This is a genomic window from Shewanella phaeophyticola (genome assembly GCF_025398315.1).
GTDB lineage: Bacteria > Pseudomonadota > Gammaproteobacteria > Enterobacterales > Shewanellaceae > Shewanella > Shewanella phaeophyticola.
The window spans coordinates 3,517,804-3,538,157 of the sequence record NZ_JAODOQ010000001.1; the positions used below are offsets into that span (position 1 = coordinate 3,517,804).

The 20,354-nt window shown below is 41.8% G+C and carries 18 protein-coding genes and 4 pseudogenes; 6 read left to right on the forward strand and 16 right to left on the reverse strand.

What is annotated here, in order from left to right; all coding sequences use genetic code 11:
• Positions 1-4: 4 nt before the first annotated feature.
• The 3 genes from cpdA to nudF are packed head-to-tail and all read right to left on the reverse strand — an operon-like array spanning position 5 to position 1,979.
• On the reverse strand, positions 5-844 hold the full coding sequence (gene cpdA, locus N4T56_RS16270; RefSeq protein ID WP_261733959.1) for a 3',5'-cyclic-AMP phosphodiesterase: 840 nt from the start codon (positions 842-844) through the stop codon (positions 5-7).
• Between the two features lie 33 nt (positions 845-877).
• Positions 878-1,315, reverse strand: a complete 438-nt coding sequence (locus N4T56_RS16275) for a DUF1249 domain-containing protein (RefSeq protein WP_261733960.1) — start codon at positions 1,313-1,315, stop codon at positions 878-880.
• Between the two features lie 37 nt (positions 1,316-1,352).
• Positions 1,353-1,979: an ADP-ribose diphosphatase gene (gene nudF, locus N4T56_RS16280; protein WP_261733961.1), complete on the reverse strand. Its 627-nt coding sequence runs from the start codon at positions 1,977-1,979 to the stop codon at positions 1,353-1,355.
• A 440-nt stretch (positions 1,980-2,419) separates the two neighbouring features.
• Here nudF and tolC point away from each other — a divergent pair, with 440 nt between their 5' ends.
• Positions 2,420-3,721: an outer membrane channel protein TolC gene (tolC, locus tag N4T56_RS16285; protein WP_261733962.1), complete on the forward strand. Its 1,302-nt coding sequence runs from the start codon at positions 2,420-2,422 to the stop codon at positions 3,719-3,721.
• A 74-nt stretch (positions 3,722-3,795) separates the two neighbouring features.
• Here the strand turns inward: tolC and N4T56_RS16290 are convergent.
• The 3 genes and pseudogenes from N4T56_RS16290 to N4T56_RS16300 all read right to left on the reverse strand — a co-directional run bounded on the left by N4T56_RS16290 (position 3,796) and on the right by N4T56_RS16300 (position 6,007).
• Positions 3,796-4,531 (reverse strand): annotated as a pseudogene (locus N4T56_RS16290) (TIGR04219 family outer membrane beta-barrel protein).
• Between the two features lie 2 nt (positions 4,532-4,533).
• The gene (locus N4T56_RS16295) at positions 4,534-5,505 is read right to left on the reverse strand and encodes a DUF2333 family protein (RefSeq protein ID WP_261733963.1); all 972 of its coding nucleotides are present in this window, start codon (positions 5,503-5,505) and stop codon (positions 4,534-4,536) included.
• Between the two features lie 12 nt (positions 5,506-5,517).
• Positions 5,518-6,007, reverse strand: a pseudogene (locus N4T56_RS16300) (copper chaperone PCu(A)C).
• Positions 6,008-6,041: 34 nt separating this feature from the next.
• Here N4T56_RS16300 and N4T56_RS16305 point away from each other — a divergent pair.
• Positions 6,042-6,779: an enoyl-CoA hydratase-related protein gene (locus N4T56_RS16305; RefSeq protein WP_261733964.1), complete on the forward strand. Its 738-nt coding sequence runs from the start codon at positions 6,042-6,044 to the stop codon at positions 6,777-6,779.
• A 72-nt stretch (positions 6,780-6,851) separates the two neighbouring features.
• Here N4T56_RS16305 and N4T56_RS16310 read toward each other — a convergent pair whose 3' ends face one another.
• The 3 genes from N4T56_RS16310 to dusA all read right to left on the reverse strand — a co-directional run bounded on the left by N4T56_RS16310 (position 6,852) and on the right by dusA (position 8,946).
• Positions 6,852-7,052: a PspC domain-containing protein gene (locus N4T56_RS16310; protein ID WP_261733965.1), complete on the reverse strand. Its 201-nt coding sequence runs from the start codon at positions 7,050-7,052 to the stop codon at positions 6,852-6,854.
• Between the two features lie 220 nt (positions 7,053-7,272).
• The gene (locus tag N4T56_RS16315; protein WP_261733966.1) at positions 7,273-7,587 is read right to left on the reverse strand and encodes a hypothetical protein; all 315 of its coding nucleotides are present in this window, start codon (positions 7,585-7,587) and stop codon (positions 7,273-7,275) included.
• Between the two features lie 318 nt (positions 7,588-7,905).
• On the reverse strand, positions 7,906-8,946 hold the full coding sequence (gene dusA, locus N4T56_RS16320; RefSeq protein ID WP_261734855.1) for a tRNA dihydrouridine(20/20a) synthase DusA: 1,041 nt from the start codon (positions 8,944-8,946) through the stop codon (positions 7,906-7,908).
• 412 nt (positions 8,947-9,358) lie between these two features.
• Between dusA and N4T56_RS16325 the strand changes: the two genes are divergently transcribed.
• Positions 9,359-9,829, forward strand: coding sequence for a chemotaxis protein CheX (locus tag N4T56_RS16325; protein WP_261733967.1), 471 nt, complete (start codon positions 9,359-9,361; stop codon positions 9,827-9,829).
• Between the two features lie 626 nt (positions 9,830-10,455).
• Here the strand turns inward: N4T56_RS16325 and alr are convergent.
• Together alr and dnaB are read right to left on the reverse strand one after the other, a co-directional pair.
• Entirely contained in the window at positions 10,456-11,574 is a 1,119-nt protein-coding gene (gene alr, locus N4T56_RS16330) for an alanine racemase (RefSeq protein ID WP_261733968.1), read from the reverse strand.
• Between the two features lie 122 nt (positions 11,575-11,696).
• Complete coding sequence (gene dnaB / locus N4T56_RS16335) at positions 11,697-13,103, reverse strand: replicative DNA helicase (RefSeq protein ID WP_261733969.1); 1,407 nt, start codon at positions 13,101-13,103, stop codon at positions 11,697-11,699.
• Between the two features lie 130 nt (positions 13,104-13,233).
• On the opposite strand from dnaB, the gene N4T56_RS16340 reads away from it, so the two are divergent.
• Entirely contained in the window at positions 13,234-15,459 is a 2,226-nt protein-coding gene (locus N4T56_RS16340; RefSeq protein ID WP_261733970.1) for a S46 family peptidase, read from the forward strand.
• Between the two features lie 139 nt (positions 15,460-15,598).
• Here the strand turns inward: N4T56_RS16340 and rplI are convergent, their stop codons facing one another.
• From rplI to rpsF, 4 genes and pseudogenes are all read right to left on the reverse strand, one after another.
• Entirely contained in the window at positions 15,599-16,051 is a 453-nt protein-coding gene (gene rplI, locus N4T56_RS16345; RefSeq protein WP_188922425.1) for a 50S ribosomal protein L9, read from the reverse strand.
• Positions 16,052-16,093: 42 nt separating this feature from the next.
• Complete coding sequence (gene rpsR, locus N4T56_RS16350; protein WP_006083042.1) at positions 16,094-16,321, reverse strand: 30S ribosomal protein S18; 228 nt, start codon at positions 16,319-16,321, stop codon at positions 16,094-16,096.
• A gap of 12 nt (positions 16,322-16,333) precedes the next feature.
• A pseudogene (gene priB, locus N4T56_RS16355) lies at positions 16,334-16,635 on the reverse strand (primosomal replication protein N).
• Between the two features lie 8 nt (positions 16,636-16,643).
• Entirely contained in the window at positions 16,644-17,036 is a 393-nt protein-coding gene (gene rpsF / locus N4T56_RS16360; RefSeq protein WP_261733971.1) for a 30S ribosomal protein S6, read from the reverse strand.
• Positions 17,037-17,251: 215 nt separating this feature from the next.
• Between rpsF and N4T56_RS16365 the strand changes: the two genes are divergently transcribed.
• A complete protein-coding gene (locus tag N4T56_RS16365) occupies positions 17,252-18,004 on the forward strand; it encodes a DUF481 domain-containing protein (RefSeq protein WP_261733972.1) in 753 nt (250 codons plus the stop codon).
• A gap of 75 nt (positions 18,005-18,079) precedes the next feature.
• Positions 18,080-19,510 (forward strand): annotated as a pseudogene (locus N4T56_RS16370) (MFS transporter).
• A gap of 98 nt (positions 19,511-19,608) precedes the next feature.
• On the opposite strand, the gene rlmB reads toward N4T56_RS16370, so the two are convergent.
• Positions 19,609-20,352 carry a 23S rRNA (guanosine(2251)-2'-O)-methyltransferase RlmB gene (gene rlmB / locus N4T56_RS16375; protein WP_188923537.1) on the reverse strand — a complete coding sequence of 248 codons (744 nt, stop codon included), beginning with the start codon at positions 20,350-20,352 and terminating at the stop codon, positions 19,609-19,611.
• Positions 20,353-20,354 lie beyond the last annotated feature (2 nt).

Consider the following 20,354-nt stretch of genomic DNA (forward strand, 5'->3'; position numbering starts at 1 on the left):
TATATCAGTACCCGCTCGCTTCATTATCTGGTGAAAAGCGACTCCCAGGTACCCGGTAAACATTAGTACGAATGCTACCATCGCCACTCAACTCCAGCAAACGATAACCGGGTTGCATTGTATCTAAAGCAAAATATGACGAAAGTGGCTTAAATTGAATACAGGTAGATGGAGTTGCCATTAATGGAATATCACCATGTGGCATCAGGATGCAATTTATCAACTTGCTGATGCACATGGCCCATAAAACCCCTTTCACTTGAGGATAGCGACTAGTACGGGCTAAAAAGTCTTCGCCATTGGCCATGCAATGCTGATCAAGCCAAGCGCATTGCATTAAAATAGGATTATGATGCATCACTAATAATACGTATTTATCAGGATACGCTTTTATCGCTGCATCAATTAAGTCAAATTGTTTTTCGCCTAAATATCCACCCGGCTTACCGCGTACCGTGGAGTCAAGCATCAAGATTAACCAAGATCCAATATCAATAATCTGTTGACCAAAGACATGATCGCCTTGCATGCGCACGGCCATTAGGCGAGGGTCGTCATGATTACCTGGTAAGTAATGGCACGGTAAATCAAGCACCTTAATCTTATCAACAAAATGCTGATAAGACTCAGGCGAATAATCTTGGCTGATGTCGCCAGTGGCCAATAAAATGTCGGCTGGGTATTGAGTTGCGCTGAACGTGTTAAGAACGGCTTGGAAGCTTTGTGTGGTATTCACACCGAGCAACTGACCTTCAGGATCGGCAAAAAGATGCGGATCAGTCACTTGGACTAATCGCACAGGTTCATTTTCAGCAACAGAATAATGCACTGTGTCTTTAAGCACTAATGATTCCTAACAGTATAAACAATAAATAGATTAAGATTGGCAAGGCACTTTCCTTGCACCAATTTTCAACAATTCTTCAAGAAATGCATTCACTTGGAATTTTTCATCGCTTTGATGCATATGTATATTAGGATAATCATACACTGGCTTTAATCGGTAAATCTGTTGGCTAGTTAACACTTCTGCCAATTGAGCGTCGTGATAAATGCGCACCACGGCTTTTGGAGATTTAAAAAAATGTCCACTTGCTATAGGGCGAGAAATTTCAATCAACTGAGTGTATTTGGTGTTTTCGATAAGATTAACCAGCAAGGTGCCAAACTCGCCTTTAACATGCCAAGGTTCATTAACAGTGAATTGGTCGGGCAACCATTTTAAAATATGTGCGTAATTTCGACCGCAAACAGCCAAAAAAGCACTGACATTCGGTTGATATTTTTGCTTTTTATTGTGGTTAAACTCTGTCACCCAAACTTTCCTATCTGAAACCTATATGCTTAATCTTTTAAAGTGTGTCGCGGATGGTTTGGTAGTTCAGCATTAACCACTGAATACCTAACACAGTTGAAGCATTGTCTATGCGCCCGCTATTAACCCAGTCGTAGGCTTGTTGACGGCTAACCACATGGACACGTATGTCTTCATTTTCATGGTCCAACCCATGAATACCGGACGCTTGTGTTGCGTCGACTTGCCCCCAAAACAGAAAAAAGCGCTCGGTAGTACCACCAGGGCTAACTAAATAACTGTTTATAGGCGTTAAACTTTGCAAGCTTAATCCGGCTTCTTCGGCTAATTCGCGCGTAGCAACTTGCTCTGGCGATTCGCCGGGCTCAATCATACCTGCCACTAGCTCAAGAAGCCAGATTGATTTAGTACTCGCTAATGCAGGAACACGTATTTGTTCGATTAATACGACTTCGTCACGAATAGGATCATAGGGTAATACCACAACGGCACTGCCACGCTCAAACACTTCACGGGTTACCTCACCGCTCCAGCCACCTTTGAACAATTTATGTTTGAAGGTGTATTCGTCTAATCGAAAAAAACCTTGGTACAACACTTTTTTAGATAACAGCTTAAAATCAGAATCGGCATCAAAAAACGATAAATTTGCAGAGTCAGACATATTTTTCCTTGTCGATAAAATCACGTACTGAAAGGGCATTTTATCAGGTTAATTAGGGATTATTGAACTTTGTTGGTTAAATTGTCTTCGAGATAAAAATCCCCATATAAGAACAATAACCCCGAGCCTAATTAATAACTCAACGACAGATGGCAAACGTCCACAAAATGCTTTAAAAAAATAAAATCTGTTACACTTCAAATTTGACTTGAAAATGTATAAATCAATACTATTTAATGTGCACGGTAGATATAAAAATAGTGCACAATGCTTATAAAGTATTGTGAAGTATTTTTAATATACAGCGCTATGGGCGCCAGCAGATTGCAACGTTAAGAGGATTTCACTTATCTACCCTGATCTTAACGATATTGCATGACCAAATTAATCAAATTTATAACACCTCTATACATATGAGGCATTGTCTATAAGGGCAGCAAATGAAATTCAAAATTGGTTCATTATACGCAGCATTAGCATTTGCTATAGCGGCACCAGCGGCACAAGCTGACAATTTATTAGAAATTTATCAGCAGGCGCTGACTAGCGACCCTATCGTTTTACAAGCTAAAGCTCAAAGAGATGCATTATTTGAAAGTATTGAAGAAAATCGCGCACCATTATTGCCTACTATCAGTGCTAGCGTTGGTTATGCTAAATATTGGTATGATCCAAGCAGTTCAAGTAACAGCGAAACAGTGACCAGTGGCATTAGCCTAAGCCAAGTAATATACGATCATAGTGCATGGGTGGGTTTATCATTGGCTGAAATGGCTGCATCGCAAGCTGATTCAATTTATGCATCAACATTACAATCGTTAATTACCCGCGTAACTACCGCCTATTTTGATGTGTTAGCAGCTAAAGATAACTACGAGTTCCAGGGTGCTGAAAAAGCAGCGATTGAACGTCAACTTGAGCAAACTAAGCAGCGCTTTGCCGTAGGCTTAACCGCGATTACCGACGTACATGAAGCTCAGGCACAGTATGACTTAGCTTCAGCGCTTGAAATTTTAGCCTTAAACACCCTAGACAACAGCTACGAAGCATTACGTGAAATTACCGGTGTTGATCACCAGTCAATTGACGTATTAGATACTAATCGCTTTTCTGCTGGCACTCCCACCCCAGCATCATCAACTGATTGGTTGAAAATGGCAGAAAATAGCAGCATTGACTTAATGACTCAGCGTATTGCAAAAGATATTGCCAACGAGACAATTAGCTTATACAAAGCAGGTCACATGCCATCATTAAGCTTAAGTGCTGGTTACGACAACACTGCGGTTCTTAATCCTGGCACTGATTACGACACCACCTCTGTTGGGGTAACACTAAGTGTGCCAATTTTTGAAGGTTTTGCAGTGACTTCACAAGTTAAGCAAGCACAATTTGCTTATGTTGAAGCCAGTGAAAAACTAGAACAAACACACCGTAGTGTAACTAAAAATGTCCGTAACAACTTCAACAACGTGACCGCATCGATTAGCTCTATCAGAGCATATGAGCAATCTGTTGTTTCATCAGAGAGCGCGCTAAAAGCCACTCAAGCGGGATTTGAAGTGGGTACTCGTACCATCGTTGATGTACTCGATAGCACAAGTACCTTATACGATTCAAAGCGTCAGTTGTCTGAAGCGCGTTATGGCTACATTAACTCAATCCTAGCGCTTAAACAGGCCGCTGGAACATTGAGCGAAGACGACATTATTTCGATTAATAATGGACTGATTACAGAGTAATCCTCGTGTAACGTCATAAATGCAACACATAAAAAAACCGCCAGCTGGCGGTTTTTTATTGTGGTCATTTCAACCTAAAAACGTAATTCAATACCAGCAAAAGCACCTTTAAACTGAGTGTTTTGCGACACACCTGAAAAGTGACTCACATCAAAATTAAAATCACGATAGCCGACACGAACTAGGGTATCAACAGCTAAGCTTTCAAACTGCCAACCTAAACCAACACTGTAGTCATACACGTTTGATTCATCAACACCTAACAGTACGTCAGCAAAGCCAAATAAACCTAAACCAACCATGCCGACTTGCGCGTTGGCATAACCCATGATGATCCCACTGTCGATATCAACTTCTTCAGGGTGACTTCGCATCAGACACGCGAATTGAGCCATCCATTTGCTTGTATGCCGCACCTAAATCAACTGACACCAGATCATTGTCTAAAATTTCATAATACAACACAAAGTCAGTATTATTGAGATTGTTTGTCACTGAGACATCGCCACTGAATGCATTATCATTGAAGGTAAAATCAACATTAGACAACCCAGCGCTCGATTCTAAACGGTTTTCACGAATTTTTAGATTAGGTAAAAACGGCAGCGGATGCTCAACCGCAATCCAAACACTGCCTTGTGAACTATCATCATCAAAATTGTGGCTCACACCTGAGTCATCATTAAATGAATTAGTTGTATCGGCTTGCCAATAATCAGCGCCTACTTTAAAACCCACAACAGTTGCCGCATGAGCTGATGACATGCTTAATAAACCCACTACAGCGGTGGCAAGAAGAGTCTTTTTCATCATTATCCTTGAGAAAGTAAGTTAGTTAAATCAATTACCGCAGCATTAGCACGCGATATATAATTAGCCATCACCAACGAGTGATTAGCCACTAAACCAAAACCGTTGCCGTTAAGCACGATGGGGCTCCAAACTGTTTGTTGAGTGGCCTCAAGCTCACGAATAATTTGACGCAAGCTCACTTCTGCATTTTTCTTTTCTAAAACATCAGCAAAATCAACTTCAATGGCATGCATAAAGTTCAATAATGCCCAAGCAGAACCGCGGCTTTCATAAAACACGTCATCAATTTTCCACCAGCTGGTTTTAATTTCACTACTTGATAAACCAGGTGTTGACTGACGCGCAGCAATGTCACCGGCTAAATCGGTGTTTAAACGCTCTTGGCCAACACTAGCAGATAAACGTTGTGACATACTACCTAAACGTTTTTGAACTTCTTTAAGCCACTCATTTAAGTTATCTGCACGGGCATAGAATTGCGCATTATTGTTGTTAGCGTCGCTAATTTTAGCACGATAAAGTTTCAATAATTTGACCGCTTCGCGATATTCGCCTTCTGCACTTGGCACTAACCAACTGGTGTTTTCAATATTTAACTTAGAATGCGCAGCAAGTAAGTCATTATCAGCAGTAGATTGCGACTGTGAGCGACTAAACTCTTTACGCATAATTAAGGCTAAATCGCGCACTTGCTCTAACGCGCCAAACTCAAAGGCAGGCATGTTATCCATCATTAATGAAGGTGGCATAACATCATTTGATAACCATCCACCGGGTTTATCGAGCAGGGTTTCCATGGTCAAAATTAATGAACTGGTGGTGCTGTAACCAATAACTTTTTGGGCATTATCAGTCTGCGCAGAAACAGGCTTTATTGGGTCTGGCTCAATACTCCACCACACACTAATAATATAAAGCACTAAAAAAAGTACCCCAACCACGCCTAAAATTTTATTCCTAGTAACTTGCATCAATATCACTCCTTAATGATGGTGATGATGGTCTGCTTGTTCGCCGTCTTGAGGGGCTGTCTGTTTTAAGACAGGCAACTCAATCATAAGTTGCTGACCATCTTCAAAAATTAACTCTAAAGGTACTTTATCATCAACCACTAATGGCGCGGTTAAAGACAATAACATGACATGGTCACCTGTCGGTTGTAGGGTCAATTTTCCGTGCGACGGAATTGAAAACCCTGCAACTTGACGCATTTTAACCATGCCGTTTTCTTCAATTATCGTGTGTAGCTGCGCTTCTTTCGCTACGGTAGTGTTAACCTCAACGAGTGTAACTGCATGAGCAGTATGGTTTTCTAACGTAAAATAAGCCGCAGTATTAGGCACACTCGCTGGCATAGCTCTAACATAACCGTCAACTAAAATAACGTTTGCCGTTGCCGCGAGACGATAACGATGATAACATTAAAAAGTTAAACAGGTGTTTGAATATTGCTTTCAATGTCTTAAACTCCATGTAAACCACTCGCATTCACTATAGGAAGTTACGAATGAGTCATATTCAGGTAAGAGATGATCAAGGCGTACGTATCATCAGTTTTAATCGTCCAGAAAAGCGCAATGCTTTTAATCTAGAAATGTATCAACAACTCACAGAATACCTGATCCAAGGTGAAGCCGACAATGACATTCGTGCCTTTATGTTTCATGGCTCTGACGACTGCTTTACCTCTGGCAATGATATCGTAGACTTTTTACAAAGTGGTGCACTAGATGATAATCACCCAACGGTTAAATTCTTGTTTTGTTTATTAGATCTAAAAAAACCTGTTGTTGCAGCCGTAACGGGAGCTGCGGTAGGGATTGGCACAACTTTATTGCTCCATTGCGACTTGGTTTATGCCGACAACAAAGCCAAATTCCAAATGCCTTTTGTCAATTTAGCCTTAGTACCTGAAGCGGCTTCCAGTATATTGTTGCCATCTATTATTGGCCAACATAAAGCTGCCGAGTTGATTTTATTAGGTGATGCTTTTGATGCTGAGACTGCTGCGCAGTTAAATTTGATTAATCGTGTAGTTGCCCCAGATGAACTTATTAGCTTCAGTCTAGCGCAAGCAAAAAAATTGGCGGCTCAGCCACCTTTATCTATGCAAGCATCAAAACAACTATTACGTCATAATCAGGCTCAAGTTAAAACCCAAATGAAATTAGAACTGGTTCAATTTGCCAAGCGTTTACAAAGTGATGAAGCTAAACAACGTTTTAAGGCTTTTTTAAACAAATAGTCATCAGCATTATATATTAGTCGCGGGGGCTTAATACCCCGCTCACCCCAAGAGTTGACGACAGGATGAGCATTAAAAGCGTGAAGTTTTTTGGCTCATCACAACCGCAACAATAAAATACGCCGCTAAACTGATACTCGGGTTAGTCACCACTAAGCCAATGGTAACAATACGCGTCCACAACAACGACCAACCGTATTGCCTAGCTAAGTTAGCCGATACACCACATACAATCCGAGCTTCATCTTGTAAGCGATTGACTAAACGATTCATATTTTGTTCTCCTGTAATGTGTAACCATCTGAATAAATCATAATTGGCAGACACTAAATAAGTGATTTCTCGCCGCCGATCTAATCAATTAAGCTCGGTCATTAATGCTGTAGCTATAACAGCCAACTCGCTAACGCTGCACACAGTGCAAAGCTGATCACTGGCAATAACAACAACGACATTAACGGCAACACCAAGCCTATATTCAACGCCCAATCCATTACTTGTTCTCGGTAGCTTGGGCTGCAATTGCTGTTTTTGGCGCTTCTGGTTCAGTTAATACCACTTGCGCTAAACTTGAATTGACATCATAAACTTGCTCAGCAATTTGAGTCTGTAACGACAACATAAATTCTTGCTTAGCAGTTGAAATCATTTCTTGGCTAGCTTGAGCCATATTTTGCTCAATTGAACTTAGCGTGCTGCTTAACGAAATCTCATCGGCTTGTGCTGAAACACTCGCAGTAACCAGTACCGCAGCAGCAACAGATAATTGAACAGTACGACGAACGATATTTGAAGTTAATGTAAACATGGTGGCATCCTTTCTTGTGTTGGTTGATGGCAACTAAACACCCGTCTAGTTGATTACACTATGGGTATTACAAGCTGCGTGCCAACTTTTCAATAACAACAAAGGATGTTGATTAATAAAGATTTAATTTTACCAGCCATCGTTACAAGCCAGTACATTCTACGTACAAAAAACCAACAGGTAGTAAAAATAACCACCGATTTGGTTAAAATGACTAGTAGCAACGTGAAGGAAAAAATAATGTCTGTCGGGGGATAAAAATCAAAAAAGCGCCTAGATAGGCGCTTGGGAAAACGAATACTTCTTTAATTATTCGTACTAAGCCTGTGACTCTGCTAGAGCCTGAGTATCAACAAACTCTGCCGCTTTTAGTACCACATTAATATCGGCATCGGGCTTGTGGGCATTTTCACTTAAATGACGACGCCAGCCGCGTGAACCCGGTAAGCCTTGGAACAAACCAATAATATGACGAGTAATGTGGTTCAAACGACCGCCTTGAGCTAAATGCGCTTCGATATAAGGCAGCATTTGCTCAATCACTTGCTCACGAGTAATGATAGGGCTATCAATACCGCACAATTGCTGATCGACTTGCGCCAAAATATAAGGGTTTTGATACGCCTCACGCCCTACCATCACCCCATCGAGTTGCGCCAAATGCAACTTGGCTTCTTCTAGGGTCTTAATGCCGCCATTAATACTGATATTCAGCTGTGGGTAATCACGCTTTAATTGATATACGCGTTCATAATCTAATGGCGGAATTTCACGGTTTTCTTTTGGGCTTAACCCTTGCAGCCAGGCTTTACGCGCATGGATAGTCAATGCTGTACACCCTTTAGTATTGACGGTCTCAATAAAGTCGGTTAAAAATTGATAACTGTCTTGTTCATCAATGCCAATGCGGGTTTTAACCGTAATAGGAATATCAGTGACTTGCTTCATCGCATCGACACACTGGGCAACAAGCTCAGGTTCGGCCATCAAACAGGCGCCAAAACGACCATTTTGAACCCGGTCTGACGGACATCCCACATTGAGGTTAACCTCATCATAACCACGCTCAGAGGCTAACTTAGCACACGCAGCCAAATCAACAGGATTAGAGCCACCAAGTTGCAAAGCCAATGGATGTTCTTCAGTGTTGTAAGCTAAATAATCGCCCTTGCCGTGCAATATTGCCCCTGTTGTCACCATTTCAGTATAAAGCAATGCCTTAGCCGACATTAAACGCGCAAAGTAGCGATAATGACGATCTGTCCAATCCAGCATCGGCGCTATTGAAAAGGTACGATCAAGGGTATCTATTGAAGTGTCTGTCTTAGGCGTTGTATTCACTGAATTATTTATACTCATAAGCTGGGGATTATTTTTACACAATTGAATTGCGCGGGAAATCACTAAGGAACCAAAAGCATTGGACAATGGCCATACGTAACCAGTATAGGATCCCATGAATTATCCAATTATGAATTATACACATGACTGCGATTCTTTACCAAAGGATCAAGCACTATGCTGTCAATCCAGGGAGTGATATGGCAAATCAGCTATCAACACCACAACTTAAAGCGAATGATATATCGCTATTGAACTTACTTTTTTACAAACAAAATCACTTTCAATTTCATTTTTGTGTTCTAAGCTTAAAACTGTATTGCAATTTGCTGATATAGTATGCGCTCTTATTAGTAAACATCGACAATGAACGGTTTTGCGCTGATAAAGTGCACACAGCCAATTTAAATGTAGAAGGGTCGCTTTTCCTATGAACGCTGAATTCATCAACCCGTTTCTTGTATCTTTAATCAATGTAATCTCAACGATGGCGACAATGGATCTTAAGCCTGGTAAACCTCAATTAAAAAACCACGATCTTGCTAAAGGAGATGTATCTGGCTTGATTGGTATGGTTGAGCCAAAAACACGTGGTTCGCTTTCGATTACCTTTGAACAAACCTTAATTCTTGAAATTATGAATAAAATGCTTGGCGAAAAATATGAATCCATTAATGATGAAGTTACTGATTTGGTAGGTGAAATTACCAACATGGTGACCGGTGGAGCCAAGAACTTACTCAGCGATAAAGGCTATGATTTTGATATGGCAACACCAGCCGTGGTGTCAGGTAAAAACCATACGATTTCTCATAAAGCACGTGGTAAAAAAATCATGATGCCTTTTACCCATGAACACGGAAATGCCTATATTGAAATCTGTTTTGAAGATGCTCAATAACCCGAAAAGTTATACCAATCCTTATTAGAATATGATCTATTTTAGGCAGCGTCACTAGGGTCTGTTGATCTTTCAAGATTGTTTTTGCAGCGAATTGTTGGTCTTTACTCACATATATAACTGCGCGGCAGAGACTTTGAGGTGTAGTTATTCTACATAAAAAGTCGATAACGCAGTAAAAATAGCTAACAAACGCTGCCTGAAAGGTTCGGCTAAAAACGTTTTTAACTCGAACAAAATTCAAACAGCAAAGATCAACAGACCTTAGGCTCAGTACAATGAAAATGACTGTAGGTGTCGTCCTCTACATCAAAGTCATTTGAAGCACTAATGGGGGGTTGTGACTCAGCCCCGAAGGGCGAATGTATCAGAGTGGTCTTCTTTGTTAGCTTTTCTTAACGTACGACTGCATGGATGCAGGAGGTAGAGCAACGCAGGAGCAGTTGCCGAGAACGACGATGTCTTCAAAAGGCTGCTTCGAATACCTCACTGAACATTTTCGCTAAAAGAGCACATTCTAATGCAGATTGGTATTAATCGTAAATTTAATCAAATTATCTTCAGCACTAAACAAAAATGCCCAGGACGTTTCAGCATCCTGGGCATTTTTATTTATTACCTGCTATTTAGTCGAGTAATTCAACCACCACTCTTGGGGTTAATTTAGTCACTAATTCGTATGCGATAGTGCCAATATGTTCAGCCACTTCTTCAACCGCTAATGCTTTACCCCAAAGTTGAACACTGTCACCCACTTTATCTTGTGCGTTGGCGCCAAGGTCGACCGTTAGCATATCCATCGACACTCGGCCAACAATTGGCACGCGGCGACCATTTATCCAAACGGGCGTGCCTTCTGGTGCATTACGCGGGTAACCGTCACCATAACCAATGGCCACCACGCCTAAACGGGTATCTTGCTTGGCGGTCCAAAATGCACCGTAACCAACGCTATCACCGGCTTTATGCTCGCGCACGGCAATGAGATTTGACACCAGTTCCATCGCCGGAATTAATCTGTGATTCATGCCTCTATCGCCAACGACTGGCGAAATACCATAAAGCGCAATTCCTGGTCTTATCCAATCAGCCTGGCTTGTTGGCCAAAATAACGTACCAGCAGAATTAGCCAGAGTGCGATCCCCATCTAAGCCATCAATGACTTGTTTAAACGCATTGATTTGAGCTTGAGTCATTGAATTATCAGGTTCGTCAGCACAGGCAAAATGAGTCATTAAATGGATAGGTTTAGCCACTTGAGGGCAATGCATTAAGCGCTGATAAACCTGCTCAAACTGCTCTAAGCTAAAGCCGATTCGGTGCATACCTGTATCGATTTTTATCCATACTGTGACTGGTTTTTCGAGCTTTATGGTCTCTAGCATCTGTAATTGAGATTCGTGATGAACCACAGTATCGATATGATGAGTAACCAGTAAAGGCAAGTCAGATTGACGGAAAAAGCCCTCAAGTAATAGCAGTTTTCCTTCAACACCACCGGCGCGCAGCTGCAATGCTTCTTCGAGTCTGGCTAAACCAAAACCATCTGCACCACCGTCGTATTTACCTACGCTTTTAATAAAGTTTAATATGCCAACACTTTCTGCGACATTTAATAAGCCATGGCCATAACCATTGGCTTTTACTACCGCCATAATTTTGCTTTTAGGCGCAATAAGACGCAGCTGTGCTAAGTTACTTTGCAATGCATGACGACTGATTTCAGCGCGAGGAAACGGTTTCAATAGACTGCCTTAATTAAACAATAAAAACATAACGCATTTTACCGATAAAAAACTAACTTATCTCTCACCGGCTAAAGATCATAAACAACCTAAAAGTATAAATAAATATATGTAATCAATGATTAATCTTCTTCAAACTGCGGCTCAGCATAGTTATCGAAACGTGAAAATTGCCCCTGGAACACCAGACGCACACGACCAATTGGATCGTTACGTTGTTTACCAATGATGATTTCAGCAGTACCTTTATCTTCAGAATTGTCGTTATACACTTCGTCACGATAAATAAACATAATTAAATCAGCGTCTTGCTCAATAGCCCCTGATTCACGCAAGTCTGAGTTAACTGGGCGTTTATCAGCACGTTGCTCTAGCGAGCGGTTAAGCTGTGATAAAGCAATAACCGGAATTTCGAGCTCTTTTGCTAAGGCTTTTAATGAGCGCGAGATCTCTGAAATCTCCAAGGTACGATTATCTTTTAACGAAGGTACCTGCATTAGCTGCAAGTAATCGATCATAATCATCGACAAGCCACCATGTTCACGTGCAATACGTCTGGCACGGCTGCGGACTTCGGTTGGTGTTAAGCCTGAACCATCATCAATGTACATCTTGCCTTGCTCAAGCATAATACCCATGGTTGATGAAACACGTGCCCAATCCTCATCATCTAGCTGACCGGTACGGATTTTGGTTTGATCGACGCGGCCAAGCGAGGCCAACATCCGCATCATAATCTGTTCTGATGGCATCTCGAGGCTGAAAATAAGCACAGGCTTGTCTTCATTCATCGCCGCTTGTTCGCACAAGTTCATCGCAAAGGTGGTTTTACCCATAGATGGACGAGCTGCCACAATGATTAAATCACCCGACTGAAAACCGGCAGTCATTTTATCAAGATCGCCAAATCCACTTGATACGCCTGTGACACCATTGTGGGGATTATTGTAAAGTTGCTCGATTTTATCGACGGTTTTTTCAAGAATGCTTTTGATGTTTTCCGGGCCTTCATTGGCATTGGCACGCATCTCGGCAATTTTAAATACTTTGGTTTCAGCTAAATCGAGTAAGGCGCTCGAATCTCGGCCTTCAGGATTATAACCAGCATCAGCGATTTCGTGGGCAACGCCAATCATGTCACGTACAACAGCACGCTCACGCACAATATCAGCATAAGATAAAATATTACCGGCGCTTGGGGTATTTTTTGCAATTTCACCTAGGTACGCAAAGCCGCCAGCATCTTCTAGTTGATCTTCAATTTCAAGTTGCTCAGAGACGGTAATTAAATCAAGCGGCTGGCCTGACTCCATCAACTTTTGCATTGCGGCATAAATCATTCGATGTGAACGAGAATAAAAATCTTCTGGCACAACCGCTTCAGAAACACGGTCCCACGCTTCTGCATCGAGCATTAAGCCACCCAAAACGGATTGCTCAGCTTCAATAGAGTGGGGTGGCAATTTTAATGCATTAACTTCTGCATCCTTTTGCCTATTTCTGGCTTTAAAAGCACCTTGTTGTGACATTAACACTCCCAATTTACAACGACTTTACAAAATATGGTATAACACCGAGACTAAGCATAATTCGAAGTCATTTAGAATCAAAATGACGCCTCAGTCAACGGTTATAAATTAATAATTTTAAGGAAAATACATGCGTATTGCACTTGTTGCAGCATTAGTGCTGACATCTCATTTCGCTCATGCTGATGAAGGCCAATGGCAGCCATACCAAATGCTATCTATTGCCGACAAATTACAACAACGAGGCATTGATATTCCCGCATCACAACTTGCCGACTTAGGTCAGTACCCAATGAATGCCGTTGTCAGTCTAGGGTATTGTACCGCCAGTTTTGTATCGCCCCAAGGCTTAGTTGTCACAAACCATCATTGTGCCTACCGAGGTATCCAATATAACAGCAAAAAAGAGCACAATTATTTAGCCGATGGCTTCCTCGCAAACACTCAAACACAAGAGCCTTCAGCAAATTCCAATGAACGCTTATACATTACCGAAAAGGTGACTGATGTTACCGACAAGGTACTGACAAACCTAACAGACGAACCTCTTGCACGCTTCGAGGCAATTCAAGCGAATAGCAAAGCGCTAATTAAAGAGTGTGAAACCGACAGTAACTACCGCTGTCATGTAGACAGCTTTCACCATGGCCTTGAATATTACCTCACTAAACAATTAATTATCCGCGACGTACGTCTAGTTTACGCGCCACCAGAAACCGTCGGTGGATTTGGCGGTGATATCGATAATTATGAATATCCTCGTCATTCAGGTGACTTTACCTTTTTGCGTGCTTATGTGGGTAAGGATGGTAAGCCTGCCACCTTTAACGAAGATAATGTGCCATATCAACCTAAAAGCTATTTAACAATTAACCCTAATGGCGTCAAAGCGGGTGACGGTATTTTTGTTGCCGGTTACCCAGGCGCCACAAGCCGCTATAACTTAACCAGCGAATTACAATTTGCCAGTGATTGGTTATACCCCACGTTTGCAGAGCGCTACCAGTTACAAATTGACACCATCACCTTAATGGGCGATGTCGATAAGGATATAGCCATAAAATATGCCGGTACTATGGCATCAATGGCAAACCGCATGAAAAAGCTTAATGGTCTGTTAGATGGCTTTAATGCCACTGATATTGTCGGCATTAAGCAGCAACGTGAAAATGATTTTTTAGCTTGGTTAAAGCAAGACCCTAATGCCAATCAAAAGCTGATCAGTGAGCTTGAAGCTTTGCTAACCGAACAACATCAGCAAATGCAAACCCACTATTTGTATAAGAATGCTCTCTCAAGTGAAATGCTCACCGCCGCAAGCAAGCTGTACCGATTAGCAAAAGAAAAACAAAAGCCAAATGATGAACGTGAGTCGGGTTATCAACTGCGTGATATGAAACTGTTTAAAGCAGACTTAAAACGTATTGATAGCCGTTTTGCCCCGGCAGTAGACAAAACTTTATGGCTGCAAGATCTTCAAGCATATGTCAGACAACCCATTAGAAATGAGGTTTTTGACAACGCATTGAGTATTTCTGAAAACTTTGAAGAATTAGAATCAAAAGTTGAAGGTTTATATGCTCTTACAGAACTAACAGACCAGACAAAACGTCTCGCATGGATGGACAAAGAAGCCGTTGACTTTGAAACTAGCGAAGATCCATTTATTCGCTTAGCAGTGGCTATCCATGACACCAATATGGCATTAGAAAAGAGTGAGAAATTACTCGAAGGTAAATTGTCGTCTGTACGGCCTGAATATATGAAGGCAATTATTGATTATTACAAATCGAATAATTGGCCAGTATACCCTGATGCCAATCGCACATTGCGTATCACGTACGGAATGGTAGATGGATATAAATCTAAAGATGCCATGTATAAACAACCTTTTACTCGCCTAGAAGGCCTTCTGGCTAAGCACACAGGCAAAGAGCCTTTTAATGTACCGGCAAAATTATTGGCAGCGATTAAATCTGGCGATCTTGGAAAACACCGTGTCACATCGGTTTATCAGCAGCAAAGCAACTGTCAGTTTATGTCTTGTTTAGATAAACCAGCTAACTTTAACTCGGTTCCAGTTAACTTTTTATCAAGCGCTGATACTACCGGCGGTAACTCTGGCTCGCCAGTATTTAATGGTCAAGGCGAGTTAGTCGGCTTAAACTTTGACTCAACTTACGAAGCTATCACTAAAGACTGGTTCTTTAATCCGACCATTACCCGTGCTATCCACGTTGATATACGTTACATACTGTGGATGATGGACAAAGTGGATCACGCTGATAATTTGATAAAAGAATTGAAATTAGACCAAGCCTTGCAACAAAAAGCGTCACAGGCCAGTAATCACTAATCAGCTACAAACTAAAAGGTATAACGCCCTGTCACTATGCCTTTTGCTCTAAATAAGACATTGATAAAAAGCGGCGCTGAATAAGTCACCCATAAAAAAACACCGCCCTGAGGCGGTGTTTTTTTGACGCTAAAGGTAATTAAGCTTCTGCAACAACAGAAACTTTAACTACAGCTTTAACTTCAGTGTGTACTTGTACTTCAACTTCGAAGTCACCAGTAGTGCGTAAAGCACCTAAAGGTAGACGTACTTCAGCTTTAGCAAGTTCAACGCCTGCTGCAGTAACTGCATCAGCGATGTCACGGTTGCCAACTGAACCGAATAATTTACCTTCATCACCTGCTTTAGAAGCAATAACAACTGATTCTAATGCAGCTAATTTTTCAGCACGAGCTGTCGCAGTTGCTAATTCAGCAGCTAATTTAGCTTCTAATTCAGCACGACGAGCTTCAAATACTTCAGTGTTTGCTGCGTTTGCTACAACTGCTTTACCGTATGGTAAAAGGAAGTTACGAGCATAACCAGCTTTAACAGAAACTTGATCGCCTAAGCCACCTAAGTTTGCAACTTTATCTAGCAGAATAACGTTCATTATCAAATCCTCTTTATTCGATTAGGAATTAATACTGCAATATTACTGATGTAAATCAGTATATGGCAGTAGAGAAAGATAACGAGCACGCTTGATAGCGCGAGCTAGTTGGCGTTGGTATTTAGCACTAGTACCAGTGATACGGCTAGGAACAATCTTGCCGCTTTCAGTGATGTAGTTCTTTAAAGTAACGATATCTTTGTAATCAATCTCTGCAACACCTTCAGCGGTGAAACGGCAGAACTTGCGACGACGGAAATAACGTGCCATTTTGACAGTCTCCTAAGTTTTCAATTCGACATTTTCAGCATGCAACACTAAACGGTTTTGACCATTTCGTCCTTGTTGTAGTGAAAGAAACCCTTCTACTTCAACTTGCACACCTGCTTGTAATTTATCTGTAACGCTATTAAAGCGTAGCCACTTAATATCACTTGAATAATGCAGTATACGTTTCGTAATAACTCTGCTTCATAACGCTGTGATTTATGCTCTACCGTAATAACCGTATGGTTTATCCCGCTAGGGCTATTTAATCGTTTAGTACGGGTGACCGTGCCAAACAAAGTTAAGTGGTTATTCACAGAGTAAATTATTCAGCGTTTTCTTCAGCGCTTTCTTCAGTGCTACGGTCATCAGTAGAAGTACGACGTGAATCACGTTCGTCTCTTGCTTTAGCCATAGGTGAAGCTTCAGTAACGGCAACTTTAGTGCGCATTACCATGTTACGCAGAACAGCGTCGTTGAAACGGAAAGCTGTTTCTAACTCTTCGATAGACTCTGCAGAACCTTCTACGTTCATAAGAACATAGTGAGCTTTATGTAGGTCTTGGATTGGGTAAGCCAATTGACGACGGCCCCAATCTTCTAAGCGGTGTACTGTACCGTTAGCAGCGGTAACAATACCGGTGTAACGTTCAATCATACCTGGGACTTGTTCACTTTGATCTGGGTGAACCATAAATACGATTTCGTAATGACGCATTTATTGCTCCTTACGGTTAAGTAGCCTCTTTTCTGGCTCAGTCAGACCAATGTGGAGGCAAGGAACGAATTAAAGTGACTGATTTGAGCGCGCGATAATACATAAACCTAGACCGAAACTCAAGCAATAACTCTCTTTTCAGCAAACTTGATTGCAGGTATGATGTCGGCAGTTAAAAACCCTGCGTATACGCCATCACAGAATAAAGCCATTTAATGATGACAATAAATAAAACTGCTTTCACCTGCTGCCTCTTCTTATTATCCACTCCAGCATGGGCATTGGTTCCGCCTGAGTACCAAGAACCAGACACCAGTTTTAATGCTGAAGTCGAGGCAGGCCTGCAATTAAATAGCGGTAATAACGAAACAAAAAACTTTAACGGCCGCACTTACCTGACCTATGACTCATTAAAAACAAAACAAGAAGCCACTTTAAAAGCCTATTACGCGGCAGATGGCAGCGAGTCAACTTCAGAGAAATATGAGCTATATATACAGTCAAACTATAAATTAGACAGTGGTTATGTATTTGGCCGTGGCGAATTTACTTGGGACGAATACGGTTCATACACCCGTATTAGTACTATTTCTACCGGTTATGGTTTTGACTTAATTAAAAACTATACCACCAAGCTGAGCCTTGAAGCTGGCCCGGGTTATCGTTATGACCAACCTCAGGCAAGCACTACCGAACCTAACCCTGACGATAACCGTGATGTTATTTTGCGTACCGCGGCTAAATACAGCGTTAAATTGCAGGAATACACCAGTTTTAATGCTGACGTAACCGCCGAAACAGGTTTAGAAAATAATACTTTAACCCTTGATATGAGCTATAAGAATACCTTTATTCAAGACTGGGCATTTAAAATAGGCATGAACGTCAAGTACACTGAAGTCGTGCCAGAAGACAGTAAAAAAACTGACACAGTCACTACGTTTAACTTGTTGTATACCTTTCAATAATTTAACAGGAATGATGCGAAACACGTCATTCTTTCAATAAATAATAAGCTTTACTGAACTTTTAGAGGCTCAGTTATGGATAGCCCGCTACGTAGTTTTGCATCCTTATATGGCACCACCTTTTTGATGGTGCTTGCTGCCGGTTTACTCACCACCTATTTAGGCTTAAGCCTAACTAATATGGAAGTGCCACAAATATGGATTGGCGGCATGATGTCGGCTTACTATATTGGCCTTGTTTGCGGCTCAAAAGTGGCTATAAACTGATTGCACAAGTCGGTCATATTCGTGCTTTTGTTGCTTGTGCAGGCATTGTTACCGCCTCGGCATTAGGCCACGCACTGATTGATAATTTAACCATCTGGTTAATACTGCGACTTGCTGTGGGTATGGGAATGATGTGCCAATATATGGTGCTCGAAAGCTGGCTAAACGAGCAAGCAGAAACCAATCAACGTGGCACCGTATTCGCCAGTTACATGATTGTATCTTATCTTGGGTTAATGGCGGGTCAAGGCGCAATTAGTTTATATCCTGATCTGGGTATTGAGCCGCTACTGTTAATTGCCATTTGTTTTGCATTGTGTATCGTGCCCATTGCCATCACACGCCGAATTCACCCTGAGCCACTGACTCCTGCGCCATTAAAGATGGGACACTTTTGGCAACGTGCACCGCAGGCGTTATCCACTATTGCTTTTGGCAGCATGATCGTCGGTTGTTTTTATGGTTTAGCCCCTTCATATGCCACCGCTAAAGGCATTGACCCTGAACATGTCGCGCTATACATGACCTGTACCATTTGTGCAGGATTACTGGCGCAATGGCCAATGGGTAAATTGTCTGACATTATTTCGCGCAGTGTACTGATCAGAATAAACTCTGCCTTATTAGGTGTGTTGGTATTATTCATCACCATCATCCCTTTTCACCCTGTTTATTCGTTAATACTCACCAGCTTATTTGGTATTTTAGCGTTTACCTTATACCCCCTGGCTACCGCTCTGGCTAACTCTCGTGTTGAGCAACATGAACGTGTCGGGTTATCAGCAACCATCCTAGTCACCTTTGGGGTTGGCGCGAGTATTGGTCGCTCTTATTGGCTCTGCTTTAATGCAAGCAATGGGCGATCAAATGCTTTACGGCTTTATGGCCATTTGCTCATTTACGTTACTCGCCAGACTCGTCTGGGTTAATCGACGTCAAAAAGCAGAACAATTCTCTACTGGCGATTATGTGATGGCAGGGGGTGACTTAGTTAGCTCACCATTAGCAGCATCACTTGACCCTCGTGTCGATATTGAGATGGTAAATGAGCAAATGATTTACCCTGCTGATGATGCCTTTGATCGTCTCGATGATGAAATTGAACAAGAAACTGACGATACAGAGGGCGTTGAAGGACAAGCTGATTACAACGCACCTTATCCCAATATTACTGAAGATGACTCTGAAGATGATGATATTGACGATGAAGACGTCGATAATGAAATGAGTCGGCGCTAACAGTTAAAACAAAAACGGCAATAATCACATTATCGCCGTTTTTTAACATCTTACTATCGCTAATAACTCAACTCGTTAACCGTTAAGAGAATTAGGTACTAAGCGCCTAAACGCTGTCTAACCGCTTCAAATAAACAAATACCGGTTGCCACTGACACATTTAAGCTCGACACACTACCCGCCATCGGAATAGAGATTAACGAGTCACAACTTTCACGAGATAAACGACGCAAGCCTTTGTCTTCTGCGCCCATAGCAATCGCTAATGGACCTGTTAAGTCAGCTTGATACACATTGCCATCGGCTTCACCTGCAGTACCGACAATCCACACACCTTTATCTTGTAAATGGCGCATAGTACGGGCTAGGTTTGTCACTTGAAACAGCGGAATGGTTTCAGCTGCGCCACAAGCCACTTTGCTCACCGTTGAGGTTAATCCAACTGAGTTATCTTTTGGCACTATGATAGCGTGCACACCCGCTGCGTCGGCGTTACGTAGACAAGCACCTAAATTATGTGGGTCGGTCACGCCATCTAAAATAAGCAAAAATGGTACCGCAGTTTTGTCTAATAGCGCGTCTAAATCATGTTCAGTTAGTGGTTTAGCGGCCTTGACGCGGGCAACAATACCTTGATGCTGTGAGCTTCCGGCTTTTTCATCTAAGACTTTACGCGCTGCACGCTGCAAGGTAGTACCAAACTCTGAAGCGGTTTTAATTAATGGCGTTAAACGTTCATCATCACGGCCTTGCAACAACCACAACTCAATAACACGCTCTGGGCTATTTGCTAATAAGGCTTGAACGGCATGAATGCCAAAAATAGTATCTTGTTTTTTCATTT